The organism is Croceivirga thetidis (assembly GCF_012272815.1).
Taxonomy (GTDB): domain Bacteria; phylum Bacteroidota; class Bacteroidia; order Flavobacteriales; family Flavobacteriaceae; genus Croceivirga; species Croceivirga thetidis.
Genome location: NZ_JAAWWL010000001.1, coordinates 536,267 through 561,703, shown reverse-complemented (window position 1 = coordinate 561,703; position 25,437 = coordinate 536,267). Strand labels below are relative to the sequence as shown.

22 protein-coding genes and 1 tRNA gene are annotated in these 25,437 nt (G+C 38.1%); 22 read left to right on the top strand and 1 reads right to left on the bottom strand.

All coding sequences use genetic code 11. The features are described from left to right. The first annotated feature begins 68 nt into the window (after positions 1-68). From dnaE to HCU67_RS02395, 12 genes are all read left to right on the top strand, one after another. Positions 69-4,457, top strand: a complete 4,389-nt coding sequence (gene dnaE / locus HCU67_RS02450) for a DNA polymerase III subunit alpha (RefSeq protein ID WP_168551018.1) — start codon at positions 69-71, stop codon at positions 4,455-4,457. Positions 4,458-4,524: 67 nt separating this feature from the next. Further along, complete coding sequence (locus HCU67_RS02445) at positions 4,525-5,709, top strand: hypothetical protein (protein ID WP_168550546.1); 1,185 nt, start codon at positions 4,525-4,527, stop codon at positions 5,707-5,709. 153 nt (positions 5,710-5,862) lie between these two features. Beyond that, on the top strand, positions 5,863-6,180 hold the full coding sequence (trxA, locus tag HCU67_RS02440; protein ID WP_168551017.1) for a thioredoxin: 318 nt from the start codon (positions 5,863-5,865) through the stop codon (positions 6,178-6,180). A 69-nt stretch (positions 6,181-6,249) separates the two neighbouring features. Next, positions 6,250-7,179, top strand: a complete 930-nt coding sequence (locus HCU67_RS02435; protein ID WP_168551016.1) for a DUF58 domain-containing protein — start codon at positions 6,250-6,252, stop codon at positions 7,177-7,179. A 119-nt stretch (positions 7,180-7,298) separates the two neighbouring features. Continuing rightward, positions 7,299-7,372: transfer RNA gene (locus tag HCU67_RS02430), tRNA-Asp, on the top strand. 241 nt (positions 7,373-7,613) lie between these two features. Then, entirely contained in the window at positions 7,614-8,870 is a 1,257-nt protein-coding gene (locus HCU67_RS02425) for a site-specific integrase (RefSeq protein WP_168551015.1), read from the top strand. A 355-nt stretch (positions 8,871-9,225) separates the two neighbouring features. After that, on the top strand, positions 9,226-9,819 hold the full coding sequence (locus HCU67_RS02420; RefSeq protein ID WP_168551014.1) for a BfmA/BtgA family mobilization protein: 594 nt from the start codon (positions 9,226-9,228) through the stop codon (positions 9,817-9,819). Positions 9,820-10,238: 419 nt separating this feature from the next. Beyond that, positions 10,239-10,775 (top strand): TIR domain-containing protein, encoded by a 537-nt coding sequence (locus tag HCU67_RS02415; RefSeq protein ID WP_168551013.1) that lies wholly within the window; start codon positions 10,239-10,241, stop codon positions 10,773-10,775. Between the two features lie 2 nt (positions 10,776-10,777). Next, a complete protein-coding gene (locus HCU67_RS02410; protein ID WP_168551012.1) occupies positions 10,778-11,326 on the top strand; it encodes a toll/interleukin-1 receptor domain-containing protein in 549 nt (182 codons plus the stop codon). Positions 11,327-11,336: 10 nt separating this feature from the next. Next, positions 11,337-12,116, top strand: a complete 780-nt coding sequence (locus HCU67_RS02405; RefSeq protein WP_168551011.1) for a TIR domain-containing protein — start codon at positions 11,337-11,339, stop codon at positions 12,114-12,116. Next, positions 12,113-13,285, top strand: a complete 1,173-nt coding sequence (locus HCU67_RS02400) for a toll/interleukin-1 receptor domain-containing protein (RefSeq protein ID WP_168551010.1) — start codon at positions 12,113-12,115, stop codon at positions 13,283-13,285. Before HCU67_RS02405 ends, HCU67_RS02400 begins: the two co-directional genes overlap by 4 nt. Positions 13,286-13,287: 2 nt before the next feature. After that, positions 13,288-14,253 carry a hypothetical protein gene (locus HCU67_RS02395; RefSeq protein WP_168551009.1) on the top strand — a complete coding sequence of 322 codons (966 nt, stop codon included), beginning with the start codon at positions 13,288-13,290 and terminating at the stop codon, positions 14,251-14,253. A 68-nt stretch (positions 14,254-14,321) separates the two neighbouring features. Here HCU67_RS02395 and HCU67_RS02390 read toward each other — a convergent pair whose 3' ends face one another. Further along, positions 14,322-15,413 carry a Fic family protein gene (locus HCU67_RS02390; RefSeq protein WP_168551008.1) on the bottom strand — a complete coding sequence of 364 codons (1,092 nt, stop codon included), beginning with the start codon at positions 15,411-15,413 and terminating at the stop codon, positions 14,322-14,324. 103 nt (positions 15,414-15,516) lie between these two features. On the opposite strand from HCU67_RS02390, the gene HCU67_RS02385 reads away from it, so the two are divergent. The 10 genes from HCU67_RS02385 to hypB all read left to right on the top strand — a co-directional run bounded on the left by HCU67_RS02385 (position 15,517) and on the right by hypB (position 25,434). After that, positions 15,517-18,126 carry a KAP family P-loop NTPase fold protein gene (locus HCU67_RS02385; protein ID WP_168551007.1) on the top strand — a complete coding sequence of 870 codons (2,610 nt, stop codon included), beginning with the start codon at positions 15,517-15,519 and terminating at the stop codon, positions 18,124-18,126. Further along, on the top strand, positions 18,123-18,539 hold the full coding sequence (locus HCU67_RS02380) for a hypothetical protein (protein ID WP_168551006.1): 417 nt from the start codon (positions 18,123-18,125) through the stop codon (positions 18,537-18,539). The genes HCU67_RS02385 and HCU67_RS02380 overlap by 4 nt, the downstream gene beginning before the upstream one ends. Positions 18,540-19,194: 655 nt before the next feature. Continuing rightward, positions 19,195-20,154 carry an NADH-quinone oxidoreductase subunit B family protein gene (locus HCU67_RS02375; protein WP_168551005.1) on the top strand — a complete coding sequence of 320 codons (960 nt, stop codon included), beginning with the start codon at positions 19,195-19,197 and terminating at the stop codon, positions 20,152-20,154. A 22-nt stretch (positions 20,155-20,176) separates the two neighbouring features. After that, positions 20,177-21,772 carry a nickel-dependent hydrogenase large subunit gene (locus tag HCU67_RS02370; protein ID WP_168551004.1) on the top strand — a complete coding sequence of 532 codons (1,596 nt, stop codon included), beginning with the start codon at positions 20,177-20,179 and terminating at the stop codon, positions 21,770-21,772. Positions 21,773-21,873: 101 nt separating this feature from the next. Next, positions 21,874-22,353, top strand: a complete 480-nt coding sequence (locus HCU67_RS02365; RefSeq protein WP_168551003.1) for a hydrogenase maturation protease — start codon at positions 21,874-21,876, stop codon at positions 22,351-22,353. Then, the gene (locus tag HCU67_RS02360; RefSeq protein ID WP_168551002.1) at positions 22,350-22,667 is read left to right on the top strand and encodes a hypothetical protein; all 318 of its coding nucleotides are present in this window, start codon (positions 22,350-22,352) and stop codon (positions 22,665-22,667) included. Before HCU67_RS02365 ends, HCU67_RS02360 begins: the two co-directional genes overlap by 4 nt. After that, complete coding sequence (locus HCU67_RS02355) at positions 22,664-22,930, top strand: hypothetical protein (RefSeq protein WP_168551001.1); 267 nt, start codon at positions 22,664-22,666, stop codon at positions 22,928-22,930. Before HCU67_RS02360 ends, HCU67_RS02355 begins: the two co-directional genes overlap by 4 nt. Further along, the gene (locus HCU67_RS02350; RefSeq protein ID WP_168551000.1) at positions 22,905-24,380 is read left to right on the top strand and encodes a hypothetical protein; all 1,476 of its coding nucleotides are present in this window, start codon (positions 22,905-22,907) and stop codon (positions 24,378-24,380) included. The genes HCU67_RS02355 and HCU67_RS02350 overlap by 26 nt, the downstream gene beginning before the upstream one ends. Positions 24,381-24,384: 4 nt before the next feature. Next, positions 24,385-24,732: a hydrogenase maturation nickel metallochaperone HypA/HybF gene (locus HCU67_RS02345; RefSeq protein ID WP_168550999.1), complete on the top strand. Its 348-nt coding sequence runs from the start codon at positions 24,385-24,387 to the stop codon at positions 24,730-24,732. Positions 24,733-24,735: 3 nt separating this feature from the next. Continuing rightward, on the top strand, positions 24,736-25,434 hold the full coding sequence (gene hypB / locus HCU67_RS02340) for a hydrogenase nickel incorporation protein HypB (protein WP_168550998.1): 699 nt from the start codon (positions 24,736-24,738) through the stop codon (positions 25,432-25,434). The last annotated feature ends 3 nt before the right edge of the window (positions 25,435-25,437 follow it).

Below are 25,437 nucleotides of genomic sequence, written 5' to 3'. Positions count from 1 at the left end.
ATTTTCTAAATTAGCGTATTGCAATTATCGCAGTTTCTTAGACTGCTCGAGAAGATATCCAACACTTTATGTACCTAATCTTTGATACCGAAACCACGGGTCTCCCTAAGAATTACAATGCGCCAATAACCGACACGGACAATTGGCCGCGTTGCGTACAGATTGCCTGGCAATTGCATGACACCATGGGCAATTTGGTGGAGCATCAAGATTACCTAATTCAACCAGAAGGCTTTGATATTCCTTACGAGTCAGAACAGGTGCATGGCATATCTACAGCCCTAGCAGAACAAGAAGGTATTCCCTTAAATGAAGTACTGGAACGATTCAATGAAGCCTTGGCCAAAGCCAAATTTGTGGTTGGGCAAAATGTGGAATTTGATGTCAATGTAATGGGATGTGAATTCTTTCGTGAAAGTGTTGAAAATTCATTACAAGAATTACCCATTCTTGACACCTGTACCGAACATACGGCTGAGCTATGTCAAATACCAGGTGGTCGAGGAGGAAAATTTAAACTACCTACGCTTACTGAACTACACCAATTCTTGTTTGGTGAAGCCTTTAACGAGGCCCACAATGCGACAGCTGATGTAGAGGCTACTACTCGCTGCTTTTTAGAATTGATTCGTAAAAGGCAATTTACCAAGGAGGAATTGGATGTGCAGCCTGATTACTTTGAACAATTTTCTGAGGTCAATCCGAAAGAAATTGAACTCATCGGGTTAAAGCACATTAATCTTCGAGAAGCATCGAAGAAAATAGCTGATGCCCTTTGGGAAAAGGATACGGGTGATATCTCCCAACAAGACATTCAACAAAACATCCAAGATTTAGCGGATGTTGATTTTGTGCATTTGCACAACCACTCGCAGTTTTCAGTCTTGCAGTCAACCATGAGCACCAAAGACTTGGTGCAATTAGCAGCTGATGCGAAAATGCCTGCCGTTGCACTTACAGACCATGGTAATATGATGGGTGCTTTCCATTTTGTGAAGGAAGTTAAGGCACACAACAAAACGGTCAAAGAAAAAAATGAGGCTGCTCTAGAAAATGGAGAAGAGGCAATTGCAAAAGAAATAAAGCCGATAATTGGCTGTGAGTTTTTTGTCTGTGAAGACCATGCCAATAAATCGGTAAAAGACAATGGCTATCAAATAGTCTTGTTGGCAAAAAATAAAAAGGGCTATCAAAATCTAGCCAAAATGTCTTCCTTGGCGTATACCGATGGGTTTTATTATGTACCTAGAATAGATAAGGAAATTATCAAGCAATACAAGGATGACGTAATTGCCCTTTCAGGAAATTTATACGGTGAAGTACCCAATAAAATCTTGAATGTTGGTGAAAAACAGGCTGAAGAGGCCCTACTTTGGTGGAAGACCACCTTTGGCGCTGATTTCTATTTAGAGCTAATGCGTCACGGTCAAGATGACGAGACCCGGGTTAATAAGGTTTTACTACAGTTTGCGCAGAAACACTACATAAAATTGGTGGCGTCCAACAATACCTACTACGGTACCAAAATAGACGCCGAAGCCCATGATATCCTTCTTTGTGTAAAGGATGGGGAATTGGTGAACACCCCAATTGGTCGAGGTAGGGGTTATCGCTATGGGCTACCGAATCAAGAGTACTATTTCAAGTCTTCGGATGAAATGAAGGAACTCTTTAAAGACTTGCCCGAGGCCATTTTAAACCTTCAGGAAATTGTCGACAAAGTCGAAGCTTTTGATTTGGCCCGAGACGTATTGTTGCCCAAGTTTGACATACCTGAAGAATTTAAGGTTGCTGAAGATAAAGCAGATGGCGGCAAGCGAGGTGAGAATGCTTATTTAAGACACATTACCTACGAAGGTGCCAAAGAGCGTTATGGTGAAATTACACCAGAGATTAAAGAGCGAATCGATTTTGAATTGGCCACTATAGAGAATTCAGGGTATCCGGGCTATTTCTTAATTGTTGAAGATTTCATTCGAGAAGCGCGAAATATGGATGTCTCCGTAGGCCCTGGTCGTGGTTCGGCCGCCGGTTCTGTAGTTGCATATTGTCTCAAGATAACCAATATTGACCCGATAAAATACGACCTACTCTTTGAGCGGTTTTTGAATCCAGATAGGGTTTCCATGCCTGATATCGATATTGATTTTGATGATGAAGGTAGGGGTCGAGTCATGGATTATGTGATTGAAAAATACGGCTCGAATCAGGTGGCGCAAATTATCACCTACGGTACCATGGCTGCCAAATCATCGATTCGTGATACCGCACGTGTACTCGATTTATCATTACCCCAAGCGGATAGGTTGGCCAAGCTCATCCCCACCATGGGCAAGTTCAAAAAGATATTTGGGGTCGAGGAAGCCAAGCTTAAAAAAACTTTTCGTTCCGATGAACTCGAAAAGGTATTGGAGCTACGCGCTATTGCTGAAGATGAAGGTGAAGAAAGCCGTACCGTAAATATGGCCAGGGTACTCGAGGGTTCGGTTCGAAATACCGGTATTCATGCTTGTGGGGTCATTATTACCCCTGACGATATTACCAATTTTGTACCTGTAGCCACAGCCAAAGATTCTGACCTTTACGTGACCCAATTTGATAATTCCGTGGTTGAGGATGCTGGGTTATTGAAAATGGATTTTCTGGGGTTGAAGACCTTGACCCTAATTAAGGATACGGTCAAAATTGTAAAGGCACGTACTGGGGTCGAATTGGTACCCGATGACTTTCCGTTGGATGATGAAAAAACCTATGAGCTTTTTCAACGAGGGGAAACTGTGGGTATATTCCAATACGAATCTCCAGGTATGCAAAAGCACCTAAAGCATTTAAAACCTACGGTTTTTGATGACTTAATTGCGATGAACGCGCTCTATAGACCAGGGCCAATGGAGTATATTCCCAGCTTCATTGACCGTAAGCATGGTGAAGAGGAGATAACTTATGACCTTCCTGAAATGGAAGAGTTCTTGAAAGACACCTATGGTATCACGGTCTATCAAGAACAGGTAATGCGCTTATCCCAAAAACTGGCAGGCTTCTCCAAGGGTGATGCAGACGTTTTGCGAAAAGCCATGGGTAAGAAAATCTTTGCCTTACTACAAAAACTAAAACCACAGTTTTTGGATGGTGGTGAAAAGAATGGCCATCCACGAGAAGTGCTCGAAAAAATATGGAAAGACTGGGAGGCCTTTGCATCCTACGCTTTCAATAAAAGTCACTCGACTTGTTATGCCTATATCGCTTATCAAACAGCTTATTTAAAGGCGCACTATCCGGCAGAATATATGGCCGCTGTCTTATCAAACAACATGAACGATATCAAGCAGGTTACTTTTTTTATGGAGGAAGCCAAGCGAATGGGATTGGATGTTTTGGGGCCTGATGTAAACGAATCCTACTACAAATTCGCGGTGAATAAAGATAATGCGGTGCGCTTTGGTATGGGAGCCATTAAAGGTGTAGGCAAGTCTGCAGTGGTAGCAATTGTGGAAGAACGCAAGGAAAATGGACCGTACCGTTCCGTATTCGATATGGCCAAACGAATCGATTTGCGGTCAGCGAATAAAAAAGCATTTGAAAATTTGGCCTTGGCCGGTGGTTTTGATTCGTTTGAAGATACCCATAGAGCGCAATACTTTCATCAAGAATCAGATGGAATCAGCTTTCTGGAAAAAGTGATTAAGTACGGTGCCAAATATCAAGAAAATGAGAATTCTTCACAGGTTAGCCTTTTTGGTGACGCCAGCGAAGTGCAAATTCCAGAACCGATAGTTCCTCCTTGCGAAGACTGGGGAACCATGGAAAAACTGCGTCGTGAAAAGGAAGTGGTTGGGATTTATATTTCAGGTCATCCATTGGATGATTTTCAAAAAGAAATCAAGGCATTTTGCAATACAGGTATTTCAACCTTTAAGCAAGAGCTGGAACCTTATGTAAATCGTGAACTGACCTTTGCGGGAGTAGTGACTGATATTCAGCATCGAGTTTCTAAAAACGGAAAAGGGTGGGGACTGTTCACCGTTGAAGATTATACCGATTCACATGAGTTCAGAATCTTTGGTGAAGAGTATTTGAAATTCCGTCACTTTTTATTGGTTAATTCATTTGTTCACGTCAAGGTGTTTGTTCGTGAAGGATGGGTGAATCGTGAAACTGGTAAAAAAGGGGAGCCCCGTTTACAATACAACGAGTTTAAACAATTGCAAGATGTGATGGATGCTTATGCCAAAAAATTAACTATCAAATTGGATGTTGCCGCATTGCAAGAGAATCGAATACAGAACCTTAAAAAAGCCATCTCTAGCCATCAGGGAAAGCATCCTTTAAACTTTGTTGTTTATGAGATGCAAGACCAAATAAAATTGAATCTCTCCAGTAGAAAACAGAAAGTCAATATAAGTGCTGAACTATTGAATTTACTGGAAGAACAAGAGGTTCATTACAAGTTGAATTGATCAGTTAAGTAGGGTTTTTTAAAATAGGGTTGTTCCATTAGCAAAACGTAATTAAACAAATTTTGCAATGAAACATCTTAAAATCTTACTTGTAGTACTTACCCTAGGTTTTGCGGCCTGCGAAACCGAACAACTTGATGAAATCGTTCTAGAAGATGATACAACCACCCAAACAGATGTTGACTCTTTCGTTAGTCTAGAAGCATCTGTAGAAGAGGCCGATGACGTATTGGATGATATTTCAATTTATTCAAGTTACTTCTTTGGTGTAAACGGTAGTGTTTTTGGAAAAACCGATGATGACCATCGCGGTGACTCCGGATTTTTTCGTGAATGTGCCGATATTGAAGTGGAGGAAACGGACAATTCAATTACAGTGACCATTACATTCAATGGTGAATGTGAAGATGAAAATGGAAATGCTATTACAGGTGTTGTCGTAAAAACTGAGACCTATACAGAAACAAGTTCTGAAAACACTATAACAGTAACCGACCTAAGTATCAACGGTTATGTAATTAACGGTAGCAAGACCTTTACTTGGACGGAAAGTAACGAAAACGGGAATCCACAAATGAGCGGAACTGTTGATATTACCGTTGAAACCGGAGAAGGGACAATTTCAAAATCAGGAAATAGAACTGTAGAAATCACAGAAGGAGCTGACACTAGAACCTGGGTCGATAATGTAAAGACCATCACTGGGTCTTTTCAGTATACCGGATTAGAGCGCAGTTTTTCTATGGAAATTACAACCCCATTGGTTAAGCCTGCGGCCTGTAAATTTATAGTTTCAGGAGTTAAAACTTATTCAAGTAGTGCAATGGATGGAGTTACAACCTTGGATTATGGTGATGGCAGCTGCGACGGATTTGCAACCCTAACCATGCCTGACGGTTCCGAAGAGCAAATTACACTTGGTAAGAAACGTCGTGATAGGGGAGACGATGAGGACGAAGATTCGCATGATGACGAAGATGAAGATGAGGATGATGATGAGGATGAAGACGACGACAATGATGAAGATGATGATGAAGACGATGAGGACAGTTTCATCGGATGCATCTTGATCACCGAATGTGGTGAGGTAGAATTTGAAAATATGAGTGATCTTAGTGTTACTTCGGAAGAAATTGACGGCGTTTATGTAATTACCGTGACCGATATGAATGGCGAAGTTATTTACGAAGAGGAATGTGCTGAGGGGGGTGAAGTAGTGATTGAATGTTCATCAGCGTCCAATGGAGGATAAAAATGATTAAAAAGTTGCTGTGAGAAAAAGGGTCATCTTAGGATGGCCCTTTTATTGTTGAAACTGATTGAGTTATAGGCAAAAGCTATCTTTTTTGGTGTAAGGTTAGGGTCTTTTTTTGACTAACTTTGCGTAATTGAAAAATAAATAGACATGGCACTAGAAATAACAGATGCAACTTTCGAAGAAGTGGTATTGAAAAGCGATAAACCAGTAATGGTTGACTTTTGGGCGGCTTGGTGTGGTCCTTGTAGAATGGTGGGCCCAATTATCGAAGAGGTTAGCTCAGAATATGATGGTAAAGCTGTTGTAGGTAAGGTTGATGTTGATGCCAACCAACAATTTGCTGCAAAGTACGGCGTACGTAATATACCAACTGTTTTGGTATTCAAAGATGGTGAGATTGTAAATCGTCAAGTAGGGGTTTCTCCTAAAAAGGTTTACACAGATGCGATTGAGGCTGTGCTTTAATCGAATAATAGCATAAAATTATCAAAAGGTCTGGCGAAAGCTGGACCTTTTTCGTTTATCTTGTTTAGGATGGATGTAAAATCAGAACTTAATCAAGCGAAACTCTTTCAAAATCTGGAACTTCTTGCTGGTCAAGTGGTGGAAGGCTTCATCAGTGGAATCCATAAGAGCCCTTTTCACGGGTTTTCAGCAGAATTCGCGGAGCATAAAATCTATAACACTGGTGAAAGTACCAAGCATATTGATTGGAAACTATTTGCACGAACCGATAAGTTGTATACCAAGCGTTATGAAGAGGAGACCAATCTGCGTTGCCATATGATATTAGACAACTCAGGTTCGATGTACTATCCAGAAGTAAAAAACCTATCCATCAACAATTTGAATAAGTTAGGTTTTGGGGTTTTAGCTATTGCTTCCTTAATGGCTGTTTTAAAGAAGCAACGAGATGCAGTTGGACTTAGTGTTTATGCCGAAAAAAATAGTTTCTATGCCCCTGAAAAGAGCAGTGAGCGTCATTTTCAAATGCTTTATCAACAATTGAATGCATTGGGGGCAAAAACTTCCTCAAAAGCGGCTACAAGAACCTATGATTTTTTGCATCAAATTGCAGAAAAAATCCATAGAAGAAGTTTGATTTTTCTTTTTTCAGATATGTTTCAGACCGAAGTTGAAGAAGCAAAGCTCTTCGAAGCATTACGCCATTTAAAATACAACAAACATGAAGTCGTTCTTTTTCATTTGTTGGACTATGACCGAGAAGTAGCCTTTAATTTTGAAAACCAACCCAAGCGCTTTATTGATGTAGAAACCGGAAAACACATTGACCTATACGCAGACAATATCAAAAAGGCTTACAAGGCCAAGGTTGAATCTTATCTGAAAGATTTAAAAATGTCCTGTCTTCGCTATAAAATAAAATATGTGGGTGTAAATATTCACGATGATTTCTCTACGGTTTTGAACACTTTTATGGTAGAGCGACAAAAGTTTGTATAGGACAAAAAAATTTTTGTCGAAACCGAAAAGTGTCGGTATATTTGCCCTCGCTTTGCAAAAAGCTTTTGAACAAGATTTGAATCCCGCTTTCGCTGGAGTCTTTAAAAGATAAAATCATTGGTCTGGTAGTTCAGTTGGTTAGAATACCTGCCTGTCACGCAGGGGGTCGCGGGTTCGAGTCCCGTCCAGACCGCTGGAATTCGTTGAAGAATTCGCAATAAGCCTGTAAATCAAGCATTTACAGGCTTTTTCATTTTATTTGATACCAAAAAATACCATATAAAACCATAAAAAAGGTGCGTGATTCGGTGCGTTAAAATTCTGCTTTAAAAGACTCACCGCCATCGCTGTAATTGACTGTTAAAGAAATCTTTACGAAGAAATTTTAACATTTGGTTTTAGTACTTTCCGGTGAGTTTTAAAATTACTCACCGATGTCTGGAAAAATAAACGTCCTTTTTTACCCTAAAAAATCCGATACTGATACCGACGGAATGGTCACCGTTTATGCACGGATAACCGTTAGTGGAAAGCGTGCCGAACTCAGTCTGGGGCGTCGTGTGGAGGAACAACGATGGGATTCGAGGGGTGGCAGACTACGGGGAACTACCATTGAAGTCTCCAAGTTCAACCGATTTTTGGACACGGTCAAAAACCGTTGTTTTGAAATCCATGATACGCTGCTGAGGGAGCATCAGGATATTTCCGCTACTATCATCAAGAACATTTATTTAGGAAAGGAAGGCAAGGAATGGATGGTGTTGGAAATCTTCCGGAACCATAATGACGAAATGGAAAGCCTATTGGGCAAGGGTTTTACCAAAGGCACCTTACAACGCTATAGGGCGGCCTACAAGCACGTTTCGGCATATATTCAACACAACTATCAAAGAAACGATATTCCCGTTCGTAGGGTCGACCATAAGTTTATCACGGGTTTGGAATACTTTTTAAAGTCAAAACGGAACTGTGAACACAATACGGCAATTAAATATATCGTCAATTTCAAGAAGATCATTCGCATTGCCTATGCCAACGAATGGATCAGCAGAGATCCCTTTTTCCATTGGAAGGCCAGTTGGAAAACCAAGGAGAAACAATTTTTGACCCAAACGGAGTTGGACATTTTACAAAACAAAAAATCCTTTTTGCCACGTCTCGATTTGGTACGTGATATTTTCGTGTTCTGCTGCTATACGGGTCTGGCCTATGCCGATGTAAAACAGTTGGGAGAAGAAGACATTGTCATTGGGGTTGATGGTTACCGATGGATCAAGATGGCGCGAAAGAAAACCAAGGCCATTAGTAGCATTCCCCTGCTACCTCCTGCCGAGGCCATTATTGAAAAATATAGCGAGCATCCTTATGTATTGGATGGAAAGGGCGTCTTGCCTGTATTGACCAATCAGAAATCGAATGCTTATTTGAAAGAGATAGCCGATGTCTGTGGTATTAATAAGAACCTGACCACCCATTTGGCGCGACATACTTTTGCCACAACGGTCACCTTGTCCAAAGGGGTTTCCATTTCCACCGTGAGCAAAATGTTGGGGCATCGTTCCTTAAAAACTACCCAGATTTATGCCAAGGTATTGGACAGTAAAATTGCGGAAGAAATGTCCGTTCTGAAAGCACAATTGGAACAAGAGGAAGCCCAAAAGCGAAAGGAAGAGATTCCGACCGGAGATTGATTTTATCTCTATTTCTAAGGACACAATTTGTGACCTTAAAACTTTATTTGGCAACGACTCTTTCCATTATCATATCTTCAAAAAAGGACAATATCTGTTCTTAAAATCCATGAAAATCCAAACAATTTGAATTAAAGGCCATTACCTTAAAAGTAATGGTATTCTGAAGTCCCCACTCGTGGGGAAGAGGAATAGCAAGAGGGTAGCGTGCCAAGGCAACGCTACGACAATACATTTTCCTTCGGAAACCCTATAAATAAAGGGGTGATAAGGAAAATGAAAAATAAAAACATCGGTAAAGTTTGGCGCAAACTTGCTTCAAACCCCTATAAACAGGGAAAAAATTTGACGTAAAATGATTGTAAAAGGAAAATATAAGTACAGTTACAGTACTATCAATTTAAAGAGCCACATAGCGAAACGATTTCGGCATTTCTCAAAAAAAATTGCTCCTTCACATTCTGAAACGCTAGAGAAGATTATGGATTTTTTTGAATGGCATGGATTGACATCTTTCGACGAATTCGCACAGAATCTTTTGGAGGAAATCCTAAACAACAGGAAACGAACAGAGAAATCCATCAAGCGTACCGAAGCGGCTATTGCGATTATACGTGATATCGAGATTACCCAGACCAGACCCAACAATGCCATGCTCCTTTCCCTTTTTGGTGAGGGCACAAGACAAGAGAAACCGATTAGGAGGGAAAAGAAGCTTATCAAAAAAGACCCAGAAAAGAATAAGGAAATAGAAATCACAGTCCCCAAAATTCGTTATGAACGTTTAACCGATAAATTGAACCGCACCGTTAGGGATTTTCAACATGTCTTGGACAGTGCAAAAGTGGTTAAGAAAGGTTTTGGAAAAGCTTATTTGAAATTGGAACTCACCGAAAACGAACTAGAAAAATATAAGAAGAAGCTAAGGGATATCACCGGTGGGGAATGACCATTGTTTGGGACTTCTATTCAAGCCAAGTAGTGTGCCCTATCCGATTTTTGCTTCACGCTTATCTGTCGGAACACTACAAAAATCGAACAGGATCCGTACACAAAGTTTTGGGGTAAGTATTTGGGACTTGCAGCGCAAAACCTTGTTTTGCTCGCTGACTACTCAAAAATTTTTAACAACAACAAATTTTATGACCGCCATATTGTCCATGTTACCTGCCAAACAACCTAAAGTTTTCATTAATCGGTTTTTTATGCACTTAATCGATTGCAAAGAACATCAGTAATTTCTTACCATGTCATGTTGACATTTTTCCTTTTCGCTAAAGAAATGGAATAATGATTGACGATGAATGATTGGTTAATTGAATATTATTATACTGGTATTCAAACACTAAGCAAGCAAAACTTTTTTAAGTGATTAGTAAAGTAAAAAATTGTTTCCTGAGTTATCATCATAACTATGACAGAAAGTATGTCAGAGCTTTGCGGAAAGCCAAAAGGGGAATGCGCGTAGCTGACTATTCTCTAAAAAAAGATATTTCTAATTATACGGACCAAGAAATCTATAAGGTTATCCGAAATAAAATGAGGTCTTGTTCGGTTACAATTGTGCTGATAGGCGAACGTACAGGACATAGAAAATGGATAGATTGGGAGTTATGGGCTTCATTGAGAGGATATAAAAACAGTAAAGATCCGAGAAGATCTTTCAGGCCAAAAGGATTATTGGCGATTTATTTACCTGTTAAGTATCATTCTGTCCCCGAAAGACTTCAAGCTAATATCGATTCTGGCTATGCCGTTTCCATGAATTGGAGGAATTTAGAACGTGATTTGGAGAGTAAAATAAACTACGCTGTTTGGAAACGTGATAATGCTAGTCACGAAATCGATAATACTCTTGAAAGGGCTGAAAGAAATTCTATTAATTTTTTTGGATTGAGAATATAACTATGTCTGGAATAAATAGAGCTTTAAAACTTAACGAAAAAACATCCAAATTAAACTTATCTAATAAGGTAAAGTGTGTTTTCATAAGTCATCATAAAAGCGACTTAGATTACTGTAAAAAGGTCGCTGAGTATATTATGAAATCAGGAATCGATGTTTATTTGGATGAATACGATTATGATTTAAAGCATCAAGTACAAACAAACAATCCGACCGGTATTGTGAGGTGTATTAAAAAGGGAATCAACAGTAGTTCTCATATGTTATGTGTTATTTCTCCTAACACTCTTTACTCCAAATGGGTCCCATGGGAAATAGGTTACGGCTATGACAAAACGACAATTGGTGCATTGACTTTTAAGGGCATTACAGAATCATCTTTACCGGACTACATTAAAACGGTCCCCGTAATTAGAGGAACAAAATCTTTGAACAGCTATCTCTCAAAAATAAGTGGTTATAGCGAAGATTACATGAAATCTTATGGGTACATAAGCTCTCATACTAAAGCGTCACATTCTCTAGATACTGTTTTAGATTGGAATCTATAAAGAACTAAATATGGAATATTTAATATCAAAATTATCCATGGATTCAGATGAATTTTTAATTGAATCCATATTCGTTAGCCCAAATGAGGATAACAAGCTATCAAATTTTGAGCAAAAAAATAGGGCTTGGCTGGTTAATTGTTACAACGGCGGACATTCAATAAGAGGGCTAAAAAAAGAAGTCGATGGTGTCTGGTACAGAAATGGAGACTTTTCATACGATGGCAGCTATTTTAAATGGGGAGAAAAACTACCTAAAAATATATCCAAGAGAAATGTATTTGTGAGTTATTATCATAATGATGATCAGGTCAAAAGACAAGAGTTTGATAATTTATTTGGTGACCTAATTATTAATCAATCTGTTATGCTTGATGAAATCGATGGAGAAAATAGCGATGAATATATTCATAGACTGATAAATGAGGGGTATATGAAAGATACAACTGTACTCGCTGTATTGTTAGGTCCAAAGACAAAGTGTAGAAAACATGTTGATTGGGAAATTGGTGGTGCGCTAAACAGAAAGGTAGGTGATCGTTACTCCGGTTTACTAGGGATTAGGCTTCCTTCTCATCCAGATTATGGCTTTGGAGACTTTTATACCGAAACAGAGTATTCGGAAAGACTAATGGCCAATATAAATTCAGGATATGCCGTGGTTGTCGATTGGACAAAAAACAGAAGAGAACTACAAGACGCTATTGAACTTGCATTTCTTAGAAGGTCTGAAAAAGACAAAATTGTGAACACAAGCATAAAAAGGTTAACCGAAAATCTATGTGAATGAAGAGTTTTAAAAGTCCATTGTCAATCTATGTTATTTGGCATCCGAGTTTTAAAGAAGGTATAAAATATGCGGAAAGCATATATAATACATACAGTGGAGAGAATGACTTTGTTACCCATGCAAGATATGATATACCCGTAAGTTATCGGACCTTATCATACGGTAAGGATATTTTTGCTCCGATACCTTTTTCTGAATCTGATAAGAATGCACTTATTATTCTTGTTGATGAATTTATGTTTAATGATGAAGACTGGACAATAGGTTTAAATAAACTTTTAAAATCAAAACCAAAAAATACTAGAGTATTTCCAATTTCCTTCAGTAAATATGCCTTTGACCTAAATAAAGAGTTTTTAAGCTCCACTCAGTTCATAAAGACGAAACAGCAAAGTCCTGATTTTGGCAATGATTTTGCGTCAAACAACAAAATTATCAAGTACAGGCTTTTGGAGAGCATTGCTAAATTTTTATTTAATGTCAAAGAAAACTACAATACTAAAACTGATAGTGATGCACCAATAAAACTATTCATATCTCACGCTAAAGCAGATGGCGAAAAACTTGCAATTGATTTTAGAAATTATATTTATGGGAATACGAAGTTAAAGGCATTTTTTGATGCCAATGACATAGCGGATGGTCACTATTTTGAACAAGAGATAAAGAAAAATATCGATCACTCCGCTTTTATCATATTTAATACTGATGAATACGCAAATAGAGAATGGTGTAGGAAAGAAGTCATTATTGCCAAAAGGTATAGATGTCCAATTATAGCCGTAATGGACATAAAAAAAGGGGAAAGAAGAAGCTTTCCTTATAGTGGAAATTTTCCAACTATTATTTGGGATGATAATTTCGAAGAGGTTATCAATCTAATTCTTTCTCAAATCATTAGTGATAAATACAATGAATTGTTTTTAAAATCAATAGTAACAATGTACAAATTGGAAGAAAAATACAGCTGTATTATTCTCCCCAAGGCACCTGAGTTGTTCAACTATATAGATATTGAAAGATTTAAAGAAGAACGAAAAGAGGTCAAACCTTTCATTATTTTATATCCTGACCCACCCATTGGGATTGAAGAACTAAATCTTTTAAATGATATTGACAGCGAAATTAAGTTTATAACTCCCCTAATGCTTCCAACTTATACCACTTGATTATGAAAAAAGGAAATGCCAAGAGTGTCACTTCTAAGGATTTGGACAAATTTGTGGAGCAAGAGATAAAGGATATTGCCAATGACAAGCAAATACATCTTTTTAAAAATCAAAATGTCGCAGTATCCGTTAGTGATAGCCCAGAAATTGAAATGTTGGGTTTTTCAAACAATCATCAAAAGAACCTAATAACCGAAATTACTAGATATTTGGTTATTCATGGTAGCAAATTGGTCTATGGAGGAGATCTGAGACAAAATGGATATACTCGATTATTTTCTGACCTAGTATATCAATACCGCCCGACTAAAGAGGCAAATAAGAAATTCTTTAAGAACTATTTTAGCTTCCCCATTTACTTAAAGCTCAAGACTAGTGATGAACTCGAATTTAAAAAGAATGGTGTTGAACCCATAAAAATCCCTGCTCCAGAGCATTTAGATATTGACACAACTAAGTTCTATCCTCCTGATAGCAAAGAAAATCTTTTCATTTGGGCAGAAAGCCTTTCTAAAATGAGATTAGAAATGCAATCTTCGATTAATGCCAGAATATTTACAGGAGGAAATATGTCTAATTTTAAAGGAAAATATCCAGGGCTTCTAGAAGAGGCATTACTAGCTTTAAAGGAAGACACACCTGTTTATTTGGTAGGCATATTTGGCGGGATTACACAAAGAATCATAATGGGTATTCAAGGTTCAAAACCTAAAGAACTAACCCTTGATTGGCAGTCCAAAGTAAATGATCGGTATGGAGATTTTGTAAGATTTTATAATTCAATGAAAACGGAGAACATTATTGATTATAGTAATTGTACTGATTTTTTGAATAATTATACTTTAGGTAGGATAAGTAAAAATAATGGGCTGACCATTGAAGAAAATAAAAGGTTATTCACTTCCATACATACATCAGAAATAATCTTTCTTATTATGAAAGGATTGCTTAACGTAAGCAAGAAATAAATTATGGCTTAATACCATTTAGGGGCTTTTAACTCTCAAAGGTTTAGTTTCTTAACTAGCAAATATGATTATATATTGATTATATATCTTGTACTACGCCCACCTCCAACTGATATGAAAATTTCTTTTTCTACCAAGTCTTGTAAATCCCTTGTGGCTGTTGCTTTGGACGTTTTAGCAAGTGAAACGTATTTACGCGCGTTCATACCCCCTTCAAAACCCTGATGACCTTCTTCCAACATTCTTCGAACAACTTTTTGTTGGCGGTCATTTATCACGTCTTTGTGTTTGTCAAAGAACTTGGTTTTTTTTAGGGTGAATTCAATTTCCTGTTCTGCATCGATTTGAGCATCCAAAACCACTCTGACAAAGTAGTTCACCCAATCGGTAATTTCATTGGAGCGTTGGGCCTTTTGTAAGGCATCGTAATAGGCCTTTTTATTTCCTTCAATTGATTTAGACAAGCTGAAAAGAACTGGGCGACCTATGCTCTGTGACAAGGCTTTTTCAGAAATAGCCCTACCTATTCTACCATTACCATCTTCAAAAGGATGAATGGTTTCAAAATAGAGATGCGCTATTGCCGCTCGTACAACAGGTTTTTTGATTTCGGTTTGGGAGGTATTGAACCATTGTATAAAACCATTCATTTCAATAGGCACTTCCTTTGAAGGCGGAGCTTCAAAATGAACCACCTCTCTACCCATGCCCCCAGATACGATTTGCATGGGTTCTACGTGGCTCCGCCATTGGCCTACTTGAATTTGAGTGTTGGCTTTCATCAGCATAGTATGCCAATCGAACAGTATTTGACTTGTTAAGGGTTTTAAAAAATCATTTCGGACGGCCAACATCAACTCGGCCACGCCCTCAGCTCTTTTGTCTTTCGTCAATGGCAATTCCGGGTTAAGGCCCAAGTTTCTTCGAATAGAAGACATTACATCATTTCGGCTTAAGTATTCGCCTTCAATTTCTGAGGTCTTTATAGCTTCCGAAACCATAAGGTTTATCATAGCCTCCGTTTGTTCGGTTTCGGAAAGCCCTTTTAATACACCACTAATCCGTCCAGTTCTTTGGGCAAAATCAAAGAGCATATCTTCAATTTCACCTGTTTGATATTGAAAATTGGGCCAATCTCTTTGTTGCCAGTTGTAACGCATGAGCCGAATAATGTCTATAATCGGCTCAAAAATAATAAATATATGAGTTGATTATGCAAATTTTTCAACTCAAAGATTTATATTAGAAAAAGAATTATTTGAGATGAGAAATCTAAAATTACCTGTGAAACGAACCGTTGCCCTTCTTTTAGTAGTTAGCTTAATTGTTCTATTCTACAAATTGCTAGAAGAGTTGTTTATCGTAAATATTGTTAATCCCATTTTAAGTAAAGTAGAGTCAAATTTTTTAAACGATACGATATTAATACTGTTCTTAATTTATGTGTTCTACAAGCTAATTAGGAATCTTCAGCATAAAACCCACGTATCATTTTTGCAAGTTTTATTTGACGTTGTGGTTTTGATTTTCTATTTGTTCATAAGACTTTTTAAAAACTTTGAATTTCAGGAACTTTCGATATTCAATCCAATAAAATATCTGGACTTAATTTTTTCATTTTTCCTGTTATCGCCAATAACAGCAATAGCAAATATTCTATTACCAAGAAAAAAAGTTAGAAGTACAGTAAATGAACTTTTCAATGATGATCCAATAAAAAATAAGAGTCAAGACCTGCTCAACAGAAATTATAAGGCACAAAGATTGACTGAGGATATATTTCAATTAACCAGCGAGGGTTCCGTGGCTTTCGGTATTTCAGGAGAATGGGGTTCAGGAAAAACATCCTTTTTAAATCTTGTCAAGGATGAAATAATTAGAAGCGACGATAACAATAGTTTTATAGTTGTTGATTTTAGACCTTGGTTAAATCTGACCATAGAATCAATTGTGAAAGACTTTTTTGATACGATTAGATCTGCTATCAAACCTTTTAGCCAAAGTATTGGTCATGACATAAATCATTATTCAAAATCATTGCTAAAAGCCGATAAATATGGCATTTTGGATGCTGTTTCCAAACTTTTTGATTTTAGTGAAAAGCAAAACTTGACAATAGAATTTGAAGCCATAAACCTTTTACTAGAAAGGTTGGGAAAAAGAATCGTAATCTGTATAGATGATTTTGATAGATTACAACCGAATGAGATTTTCGAATTTTTAAAATTAATTCGAAGCTCAGCCAGTTTCAATGGATTTACATACTTGGTGGCCTTTGATAAAGCCTATTTAATTGAGTCCCTCAAAAATCTGGGAATACCTAAGTCAGAATACTTTTCAGAAAAAATCTTTTTAAAAGAAGAAAGATTGACTCCAATCACATCCGATCAAATAATGGGATTCGTTCATAACTCTTTGAAACCTCATTTTGGAAAGGATAACCAATCCCTCACTGATTATTTTGAAAAAAGAGATGCAAGAGTTTTGATAAAAGCATCCAACTTTTCGCCCTTACGTCATATTAGGGATGGCAAGAGATTTTTAAATTCATTTCTAACAGACTATAAATCAATTTACAAAGAGGTAGATTTTGAAGACTATTTCAATTTAAAGCTTTTGAAATATAGTTATTACGATGCTTACGCTTCATTGTTTTTGTTTAAACGGAGATTTCTTTCTCTCGAGTCTGGGGTAAAGAGCAGTTATAAAATAAAATATGAATCAGAAGGGGGGATTCAAAATAGGTTCAGAGATTTTAAAACCTCTGAATTAGGAAAACATTTAGCAGATTCATTCGATTACAATGAAGAAGATGTAAATAACGCTGGCAAACTTCTAAAAGACTTATTTGACGTCAACAATTATTTACCAAAAAATCATCTTTCAATCAGTTATCCCCAGAATTATCATAAGTACTTTCTAGACAATCTAAATGACAACGATCTTTCAGAGGATGAATTTTTAAAAGTTCTCAGATTAAAAATTGATAAGATTAAAGATAAAATTGATAAATGGCACGAAGCAAATAAGACAACAAATGTCAGCTATCGGTTTCAGGATTTAGAAATAAAAGATATTCCGGGCTTAGATATGTATGAGAATGCTATAAAGGCCATTGTTTATCTGGCTAAACTTGAGGTCGAAAATGCATTTAGCAGAAGAACCTATATGGGATATGATTACAACGATTTGGCCAATAAGATCAAAGATAGAGAGGGAATTTTAACTAAAAGATTCTATAGCCAAAATAGGACCCCTAAGGAATTTTTGATACAGCTATTTGATTCAGCCGAATCGCCCTACTTAGTCGAGACGGACTTGTTGAACCATATGTATTCTGACTTTGACCATGAATCTTACCCGTTGAGTAGAGATGAAATCAAAAGTCAACTTATTGGTTACTTCAAAAAATTCCATGAAAAACAAAAAAACTTTGATTTTAATGCATGGCTTCTTTTCCATAACTGTAAAGTCAAAAGATGGCATGGAGAAGGTAATGGTCCATTTACAAGCGAGACTTTCTACTTTGATGAAGCTAAAGAAATCATGAAAGAATTCATTAAAATAGATTTGGATAAAGCATTAGTCGATTTTATAGATGTGCAACCTTTCTATGGTTCTAAAGAAAGTGACAACAAAATTGGTATATCTAAAGGTGTATTGAACATTTTTGAGAGCTACGATGATTTATTGAATTTTATTGGGGACCAAAACACATTGAAGGCTCTAAAAAAACCTTCAAAATTTAAAGATGAATTTCTAGATTTTGGAAACAAGCTTAAGGATAATAATTATGAAATGATTGCATACGAATTTCAATATCAAGCGATTCTTGAAAAATTGGATTCAATAACACGACAATACAATAGATGAAAGATTCGGAATTCAAGGGTAAAGCCCATTCAGCCAATGGTTATGAAATATTCCTAAAAGGAGGGGAGTTATTTAAAGGTTACAAACCAGATTTCGTTCTTCGTAAAAATAACAGTTTCATAATTTTAGAGAGTGAACATGGGACTAGTAGAAAGCATTTTTTAGGAGGCATGATTAAAGCTTCAAAGTATCTAGTTGGGAAGAAAAAAGGAACATTGGTTTTTGTAATTAAGCTGAAAAATAATACTACAGAAGAAAATATAGCTCTTCATTTGAAACCATACTTGGAATGGATAAGACCATTGACAAATCTAAGAGATGTCTATGTCATTTCAGACATGAAATATTGTGCGTCGGAAATGCCTATCAGAATACTTGAGGATGAATTCAAGAATAGTTCACTTAAAGTTTAAATGTTAAACTTTGTTAAAAGGTGAGCAGCGCGGTGAGCCCAAAAAACGGCCCTTTGGTAGGCCTTATATACTGGGCGTTTCAGTAAAAAGTTCGAGTCCCGTCCAGACCGCAAACGGTAAAACCCTTCACGAAAGTGAGGGGTTTTTTATTTAAAAGCAATAAAACTTGTTTTTGAAGCGGAATAACTGAAAAAGAGCTTGCCAATGAAGTTGGTATTTGAGTTTGATGTATTCTAGGCCACCTTTTGAACGACACGGAGCGATAGGTGAGGTGGCAACCATGTTCAGATTACTGAAATTCATTAAACAATTAGTAAAAACGGGTAGATCAGTTATCTACATTCTTTTCATTTTGTTTACCATCAATTATTTTGTATATCATCAAAATTACGGCTCCCACGGCTTGTTTAGAACCCCTTTAATTTTGTTATGTCAAGTGCTTTGCTAATTATTAAAGAATTAACCCTTCAAGACATCTTAAAATGGATTCATTCTAAATAGATTTCATCCCTTTGAATTCTCCTTATGTTTTACCATATTACTAATAAATTAACAATTTTTGGCATTCTGTGTAATTATATATTAGAATATATTAAACAATATTGAATATTGTTTAATAATATTTACGAATCGTCAAACACCTAACAACTAAACTATGGCAAATGTTTTATGGTTACAAGGGGGGGCATGTAGTGGTAACACGATGTCTTTTCTGAACGCCGAAGAACCCACAGTGGTAGAATTGATTACTGATTTTGGACTCAATATTCTTTGGCACCCTACCACTGGTCTCCAGATCGGAGACCAAGTACAGGACTTATTAAAGGATATCCTAGATGGTAAAGTGCAAATGGATATTCTGGTCTACGAAGGCTCATTGATTCAAGGGCCGAATGGTACGGGTACCATGAACTTTTTTGCTGACAGGCCGATGATGGATTGGATTAAAGAACTGTCTGAAGTAGCGGGTTATGTAGTCGCTATTGGCGATTGCGCTACCTGGGGGGGTATTCCTGCAGTTCCGCCAAATCCGAGTGAATCTACAGGACTGCAATTCCATAAAAAAGCCAAAGGCGGTTTTCTTGGAGCGGATTATGTATCCAAAGGCGGACTGCCCGTTATCAATGTACCTGGATGCCCTGCACACCCAGATTGGATCACACAAATTTTAGTGGCCATAGCTGTGGGTAGGATTGGGGATGTTCTTATTGATGAATATCATCGTCCAAAAACCTTCTTCACCAATTTTGTTCAAGACGGTTGTACCAATGTGACCAATTTTGCACAAAAGGTCGATGGTGGATTTGGTAGACGTGGTGGATGTCTCTTCTACGAAGTAGGATGCAGGGGCCCAATGACTCGAGCAAGCTGTAACAATATACTGTGGAATAGACAATCAAGTAAAACAAGGGCCAATCATCCTTGTTTGGGTTGTACAGAACCTGGATTTCCACATAATGACCTCCAAAAAGGAAGTGTTTTCAAAACCATGAAATATTTAGGCTTCCTGCCTAAAGAAGTTCCTACGGGAAGAACAAAATTGGCCTATTACATGGAAGCAGGATTCCAAAAAGTAATGCCAAAGAACAACCGTATAATGGAGGCTTCCAAATAATTAAACTTACTAGAAAAATAAAATGGCAGTTAAAGAATTGAATATTTCTCCCGTTGGTCGTGTCGAGGGAGATTTAGATGTAAAAGTGTACATCGATGAAGGCAAAGTGACCAAAGCCCATACCCAGGCGGCAATGTTCCGTGGGTTTGAAAAAATTATGGCAGGGAAAGACCCACAATCTGGGTTAATCGTTACTCCAAGAATCTGTGGTATTTGCGGGGGTTCACACCTCTATTGTGCTTCGTCGGCATTGGATACCGCTTGGGGAACGCAACTTTCACCAAACGCTCTTTTGCTAAGAGCAATTGGACAAGCCACGGAAACCATCCAAAGTATCCCACGATGGTTTTACGCCATCTTCGCTACTGACATGGCAAACAAGAAATTTGCGAATAAACCCTTATATAAAGAGGTGGTGAAACGATGGTCGGCATACGTTGGGGAAACCTTTCAAACGGGATTGACCGCAAGTGGACTTCCGGTACAAGTATATGCTCTTTTTGGAGGACAGTGGCCGCACTCCAGTTATATGGTACCCGGTGGGGTTATGTGTGCGCCTACCTTAAAGGATATAACCAGGGCCTATGCGATTATGACCCAATTCAAAAACGACTGGTTAGAACCAGTTTGGTTGGGCTGTACCATTGAAAGATATATGGAAATCAAGTCGTGGGAAGATATGCTAGCTTGGTTAGAAGAAAGTGATTCACATAAGAACAGTGATTTAGGCCTATATATTAGAGCAGGGCTTGAATTCGGTTTAGACAAGTTTGGTAAAGGGGTTGAGAAATTCTTGGCGTTTGGCACCTACTTACATAAAGACATGTACAATAATCCTACAATAGAAGGCCGAAACAAAGCTTTGATTAGTCCTAGTGGTTTCTTCGATGGAGAGAATTGGCATGAGTTTGACCACATGAAGGTCAGCGAGCATGTGAAGCATTCTTGGTTTGGTGACCAGGAAGATGGATTGCACCCATGGGACGAACCAATTCCAACCCCAGTGAAATCGCAACCTTTACATCATTCAGATTTTGATGGGAAATACAGTTGGGCCAAAGCTCCAAGATATGATGGTTATGCAGCCGAAGCTGGACCTATGGCGCGTTGTATCATGGCAGGTAATCCGGCTAATCATGAACATCAAATCAGAGACCCATTTTTTATTGATGCTTATCGTAAACTAGGTGGCGCTAGTGTATTTACTCGAGTGTTGGCCAGAGTTCACGAGGCTCCTAGAATCTACCAATTGATCAATGAATGGTTAGGTCAAATTGATTTGGATGGGGACTTCTATAACAAACCTGTTGAAAAGGATGGTAAAGGATTTGGAGCTACCGAAGCGGCAAGAGGTGCTTTGGCGCACTGGATCGAAGTGGAGAATGGCGTTATCAAAAACTATCAAGTTATGGCCCCTACCACATGGAATGTTGGGCCCAATGATGGAAATGATAATCCTGGTCCTATTGAAGCGGCTTTGGAAGGTACGGATATTGAGGACGTGAAAGACCCAGTTGAAGTAGGAATGGTGGCCCGTTCATTTGATTCATGTTTAGTGTGCACGGTACACGCCCATGACGAAAAGAGCGGCGTTGAACTTTCAAAATTCAAGATTTAGAAAAAGGAACGTTAAACAAAACCAATATAATTTGAGACCTGTTGGGCTTATTGCTGCCCAGCAGGTCTCACTTTTCAAAAACCAATAGAAAAAGAAGATTGATGAGAACAGCCATAATGGGTTTTGGAAATCCGGTAAGAAGTGATGACGCTATCGGTATTTATGTAATAGAGGAACTCCGGAAAAGTATTGGCAATACTGATGCTGTGAGCCTTTTTGATATGGGGACTGCTGCCTTTGAAGTTCTTTTTGGACTAAAGGGTCATGATAAAATTATTTTGGTTGACGCCGTAATCAACACGAATGAACCCATTGGAACTTTGTTTAAGGTTCCAGCGGAAGAAGTACTGCGTGCTCCGGAAGAAGACCCTATGGTTTTTCTTCATGGAATGAAATGGGACCAAGCGCTTTCCTACGCCAAAAAGATTATGGGAGATTCTTACCCTGAGGATATCAGTGTATACCTCATTGCAATCGACAACACAAGGTTAGAGGTAGATTTAAGCCCAACTGTTAAGGAGGCTGGAGATAAAGTGGTAACCCACATTATGGATGAACTTAAAGCACTTAAGGTATCATGAATTCCGATGTGGTTTTGAGGTCATCCCATGTCTTGTTACAGGCGGAGCTGGTACAAAAGGTATTCCAACAAATTCATTACGCTTATGTGACTTACGTAAAAGAAAAAAAACACCTCTTAATCACTCCGGTTAGCAGTCAATGGTTTGTAAAAATGTATGAACCCACGCAATTCTTGCTAAAGGACCGAAACTTGAAAGGGGATAAAGTTCTGGCTGTTCGGGAAATATTTATTGATAATGATTTAGACACTTCAGACCGTGAGCTGAATTATGAATGGATTGAAAAAACCAATCTTCTGAAAATATCGGTATGAGAGGAGGCGAAAAAGATGATGATGCCTGGTTACAAGACGCTGAAGTACAGACCCGAATTGAGGAGGAACGGGGAAGGTGGGTGGTCTCGCTGGTCTTTATTGATACAAACAACCCATCACGGGTGTTGGTGAATGAAATTGCAGATTATCGTTCCAGACGTTTGGCGGAAATTCACGCCAGGAACATGCAGCTGACGGCGGCGAAAGACACAAGAGGAACACAAAAAGTGAAAAAGGATGATTACGATATTAACAACAACTGAGCATGAATTCCAGATTAAGGAAATCATTGATTCGGTGGACCACTTAAATGAGTTGGTGCAAGTCTCGACTGAGGATTCACCTTTAGAAAAAAGTGATAAAATACTTCGTGTAGAAGGGAAGGAGATTCATTCAACAATTGATTGGTTCGATACCGAACCTCCCTATCTTTTTCCTTCTGTGGTATTGAGCGAAGCTAGTTTATTGGCCTTAGTTTTCTATAAAATTGGGAACGAGCAACAAGCCTTTCAGTACATTTCTGAATCTGACTCCTCATACAAACATCTATTGTTAGCTACCAAACTCAAGTTTGGTTATGAAATCGAATTAGAAGAGCTATTCGATTTAAATGCGCATAACAAAGCTATTCTTCATCATTACAGCAATCTCTCTCCAAGAATCAGCTTTAATGAGTTGCGAGAACTTTACGCAAATGCCCTTCAACAGGCAAGTAGTTCTGATGTAAAAAGCTATACAGCCAAACACTATCTCAACCTTCTGTTGGATGCCCAATTGTTTGAAGATACCATAGTAGCTAGTGAATCATTTCTTAAAGAAGCAAATTCAAAAGCCGCTCAACTTGCGTTATCCATGCAATGGTGTACCGCTAGCTTTAAAAATTTACAGCTTCCCTATGATCCAGATACCCTAAAAAGTATCTTGGTAAAACAAGAAGAATGCATTCAATACCTTCAAGCACATGATTTAAACTTGAATGCAGCCCTATTGGCTATGGAAGCCTGCGATGTTGCCAATTTTCTAGGGGATTTCCCTTTGGCTAAGGAACATATCAATACAGCAATTAAAACGTTCAAGGAAGAGGAGGTAACAGAGTTTTTAGGTGAGGCAGGCTTAAAGAAAGCGCATCTTCTTTACCATTGGTCCAAGAATGGAAGTCCTCAATATTATAAAGCGGCGATTAATGCTTTTCAGGATACCTTGAAAGTCTTTAAAAAAGATTCGCATCCAGATTACTTTGCTGAAATCCAACATTCCTTGGCACTCATCTATTCCGAGATTCCCGCGCCGCCAGATGAAAAACCAATGTGGACGGCGTTTTGTGCTTCAGCCTTCAAGGAAGCACTAGAATTCTATACAAAGGAGACCCACCCTTATGAACACGCCATGGTCTGTCATAACTATGCTACAGCTTTGATGGATTTTCCTCCCGCAAAACTTCATAACAATCATGAAAAGGCTTACGGTCTTTTCGAAAATGCGTTGGAAATCCGCACAACGGAAAAATATCCCACCGAACGTGCATTGACCCTTTTGAACCAATTGGAATTGGGCTGGTTGATGCACAATGAAGATGGAAAACAGGAGGAAGAAAGATTGCAATCGATGCGGAAAAAAGTAGAAGAGGTGAAATCGTTGGTTACTGACGAAAACCTCTTGAATCGAGCTGAGGAACAACTGGAAAAATTAGAAAAATTAAAAGCAATAATTTAAGCTTATGCACGAGACATCCATAGTAAATAGCATCATGAGGACTTTAGAAATGGAGTTCGAAAAGGAAAAGCTCGATAAAATGAAATCCATCCACCTAAAGGTGGGAATACTTTCGAATATTGAACCTAGGTTGCTCCATAATGCTTACAGCGCATATCACATGTCCCATCCAGAGTACAGTGCGGTGAAATTGAATATAGAATCTACTGAACTCAAGATTCAGTGTGAAGTTTGCAATCATATAACCCTAGTGAAAAACTATAGATTTCTCTGTGATAATTGTGAACGACCGAGCAAAAATGTGATTCAAGGAGAAGAATTGTTAATACATAAAGTAGAATTTGAAGATTAAGCTATGATAGAAAAGTCAACTAAGGCAGCTAGAGGCACCGTCCAGTGCGAAAACACTAATATACATTTATTAAAGGCTAACGATTTTGTAGCGGACATTATTCGAAAAGAAGTTGCCAAGACCAAAACTCTTTTAATAAACATCACATCTTCTGCCGGAAGTGGTAAAACCACTTTAATGCAAAAGACCGCGGAAAAATTGAAGGACAAAATCAACTTGGCAGTTATGGTAGGGGATTTGGAAACCGAAAGGGATGCGGAGCGTATTCGAGAAACAGGAATTCATGCATTGCAAATTGTTACTGGTGGAATATGTCATTTGGAAGCCCAAATGGTCCATCAGGTCTTGGACCAGTTTGATTTGGAAAGCATAGACCTATTATTCATTGAGAATGTGGGGAATTTGGTTTGCCCGGCTTCCTTTGATTTAGGTGAGGATTTTCGTGTAACCTTGATTGCAACAACCGAAGGAGACGACAAGCCAAAAAAATATCCAAAGATGTTTTTGACCAGTGATTTGATGCTAGTGTCAAAATCTGATTTGTTGCCCTATCTACCGTTTTCAGTAGATGCGGTTACCAAAGATGCCCGAGAGGTCAACCATGAATTGGAAATGATTCAAATATCCTCACTAACTGATGAAGGCATTGATGAATGGTGCGACTGGTTAGTTGAAAAAATAAATGATAAGAAAGGCTTTTAAGCC

Bases quoted from the DNA above. Each gene is read 5' to 3' on its own strand.
- HCU67_RS02385 (WP_168551007.1), top strand. From the start codon at position 15,517: ATGAGAAATCTAAAATTACCTGTGAAACGAACCGTTGCCCTTCTTTTA.
- HCU67_RS02370 (WP_168551004.1), top strand. From the start codon at position 20,177: ATGGCAGTTAAAGAATTGAATATTTCTCCCGTTGGTCGTGTCGAGGGA.
- HCU67_RS02410 (WP_168551012.1), top strand. From the start codon at position 10,778: ATGTCTGGAATAAATAGAGCTTTAAAACTTAACGAAAAAACATCCAAA.
- HCU67_RS02375 (WP_168551005.1), top strand. From the start codon at position 19,195: ATGGCAAATGTTTTATGGTTACAAGGGGGGGCATGTAGTGGTAACACG.
- hypB (WP_168550998.1), top strand. From the start codon at position 24,736: ATGATAGAAAAGTCAACTAAGGCAGCTAGAGGCACCGTCCAGTGCGAA.
- HCU67_RS02435 (WP_168551016.1), top strand. From the start codon at position 6,250: ATGGATGTAAAATCAGAACTTAATCAAGCGAAACTCTTTCAAAATCTG.
- HCU67_RS02360 (WP_168551002.1), top strand. From the start codon at position 22,350: ATGAATTCCGATGTGGTTTTGAGGTCATCCCATGTCTTGTTACAGGCG.
- HCU67_RS02400 (WP_168551010.1), top strand. From the start codon at position 12,113: ATGAAGAGTTTTAAAAGTCCATTGTCAATCTATGTTATTTGGCATCCG.
- HCU67_RS02345 (WP_168550999.1), top strand. From the start codon at position 24,385: ATGCACGAGACATCCATAGTAAATAGCATCATGAGGACTTTAGAAATG.
- HCU67_RS02355 (WP_168551001.1), top strand. From the start codon at position 22,664: ATGAGAGGAGGCGAAAAAGATGATGATGCCTGGTTACAAGACGCTGAA.
- HCU67_RS02420 (WP_168551014.1), top strand. From the start codon at position 9,226: ATGATTGTAAAAGGAAAATATAAGTACAGTTACAGTACTATCAATTTA.
- HCU67_RS02425 (WP_168551015.1), top strand. From the start codon at position 7,614: ATGTCTGGAAAAATAAACGTCCTTTTTTACCCTAAAAAATCCGATACT.
- HCU67_RS02405 (WP_168551011.1), top strand. From the start codon at position 11,337: ATGGAATATTTAATATCAAAATTATCCATGGATTCAGATGAATTTTTA.
- HCU67_RS02380 (WP_168551006.1), top strand. From the start codon at position 18,123: ATGAAAGATTCGGAATTCAAGGGTAAAGCCCATTCAGCCAATGGTTAT.
- HCU67_RS02395 (WP_168551009.1), top strand. From the start codon at position 13,288: ATGAAAAAAGGAAATGCCAAGAGTGTCACTTCTAAGGATTTGGACAAA.
- trxA (WP_168551017.1), top strand. From the start codon at position 5,863: ATGGCACTAGAAATAACAGATGCAACTTTCGAAGAAGTGGTATTGAAA.
- HCU67_RS02350 (WP_168551000.1), top strand. From the start codon at position 22,905: ATGATTACGATATTAACAACAACTGAGCATGAATTCCAGATTAAGGAA.
- HCU67_RS02390 (WP_168551008.1), bottom strand. From the start codon at position 15,413: ATGCGTTACAACTGGCAACAAAGAGATTGGCCCAATTTTCAATATCAA.
- HCU67_RS02365 (WP_168551003.1), top strand. From the start codon at position 21,874: ATGAGAACAGCCATAATGGGTTTTGGAAATCCGGTAAGAAGTGATGAC.
- dnaE (WP_168551018.1), top strand. From the start codon at position 69: ATGTACCTAATCTTTGATACCGAAACCACGGGTCTCCCTAAGAATTAC.
- HCU67_RS02445 (WP_168550546.1), top strand. From the start codon at position 4,525: ATGAAACATCTTAAAATCTTACTTGTAGTACTTACCCTAGGTTTTGCG.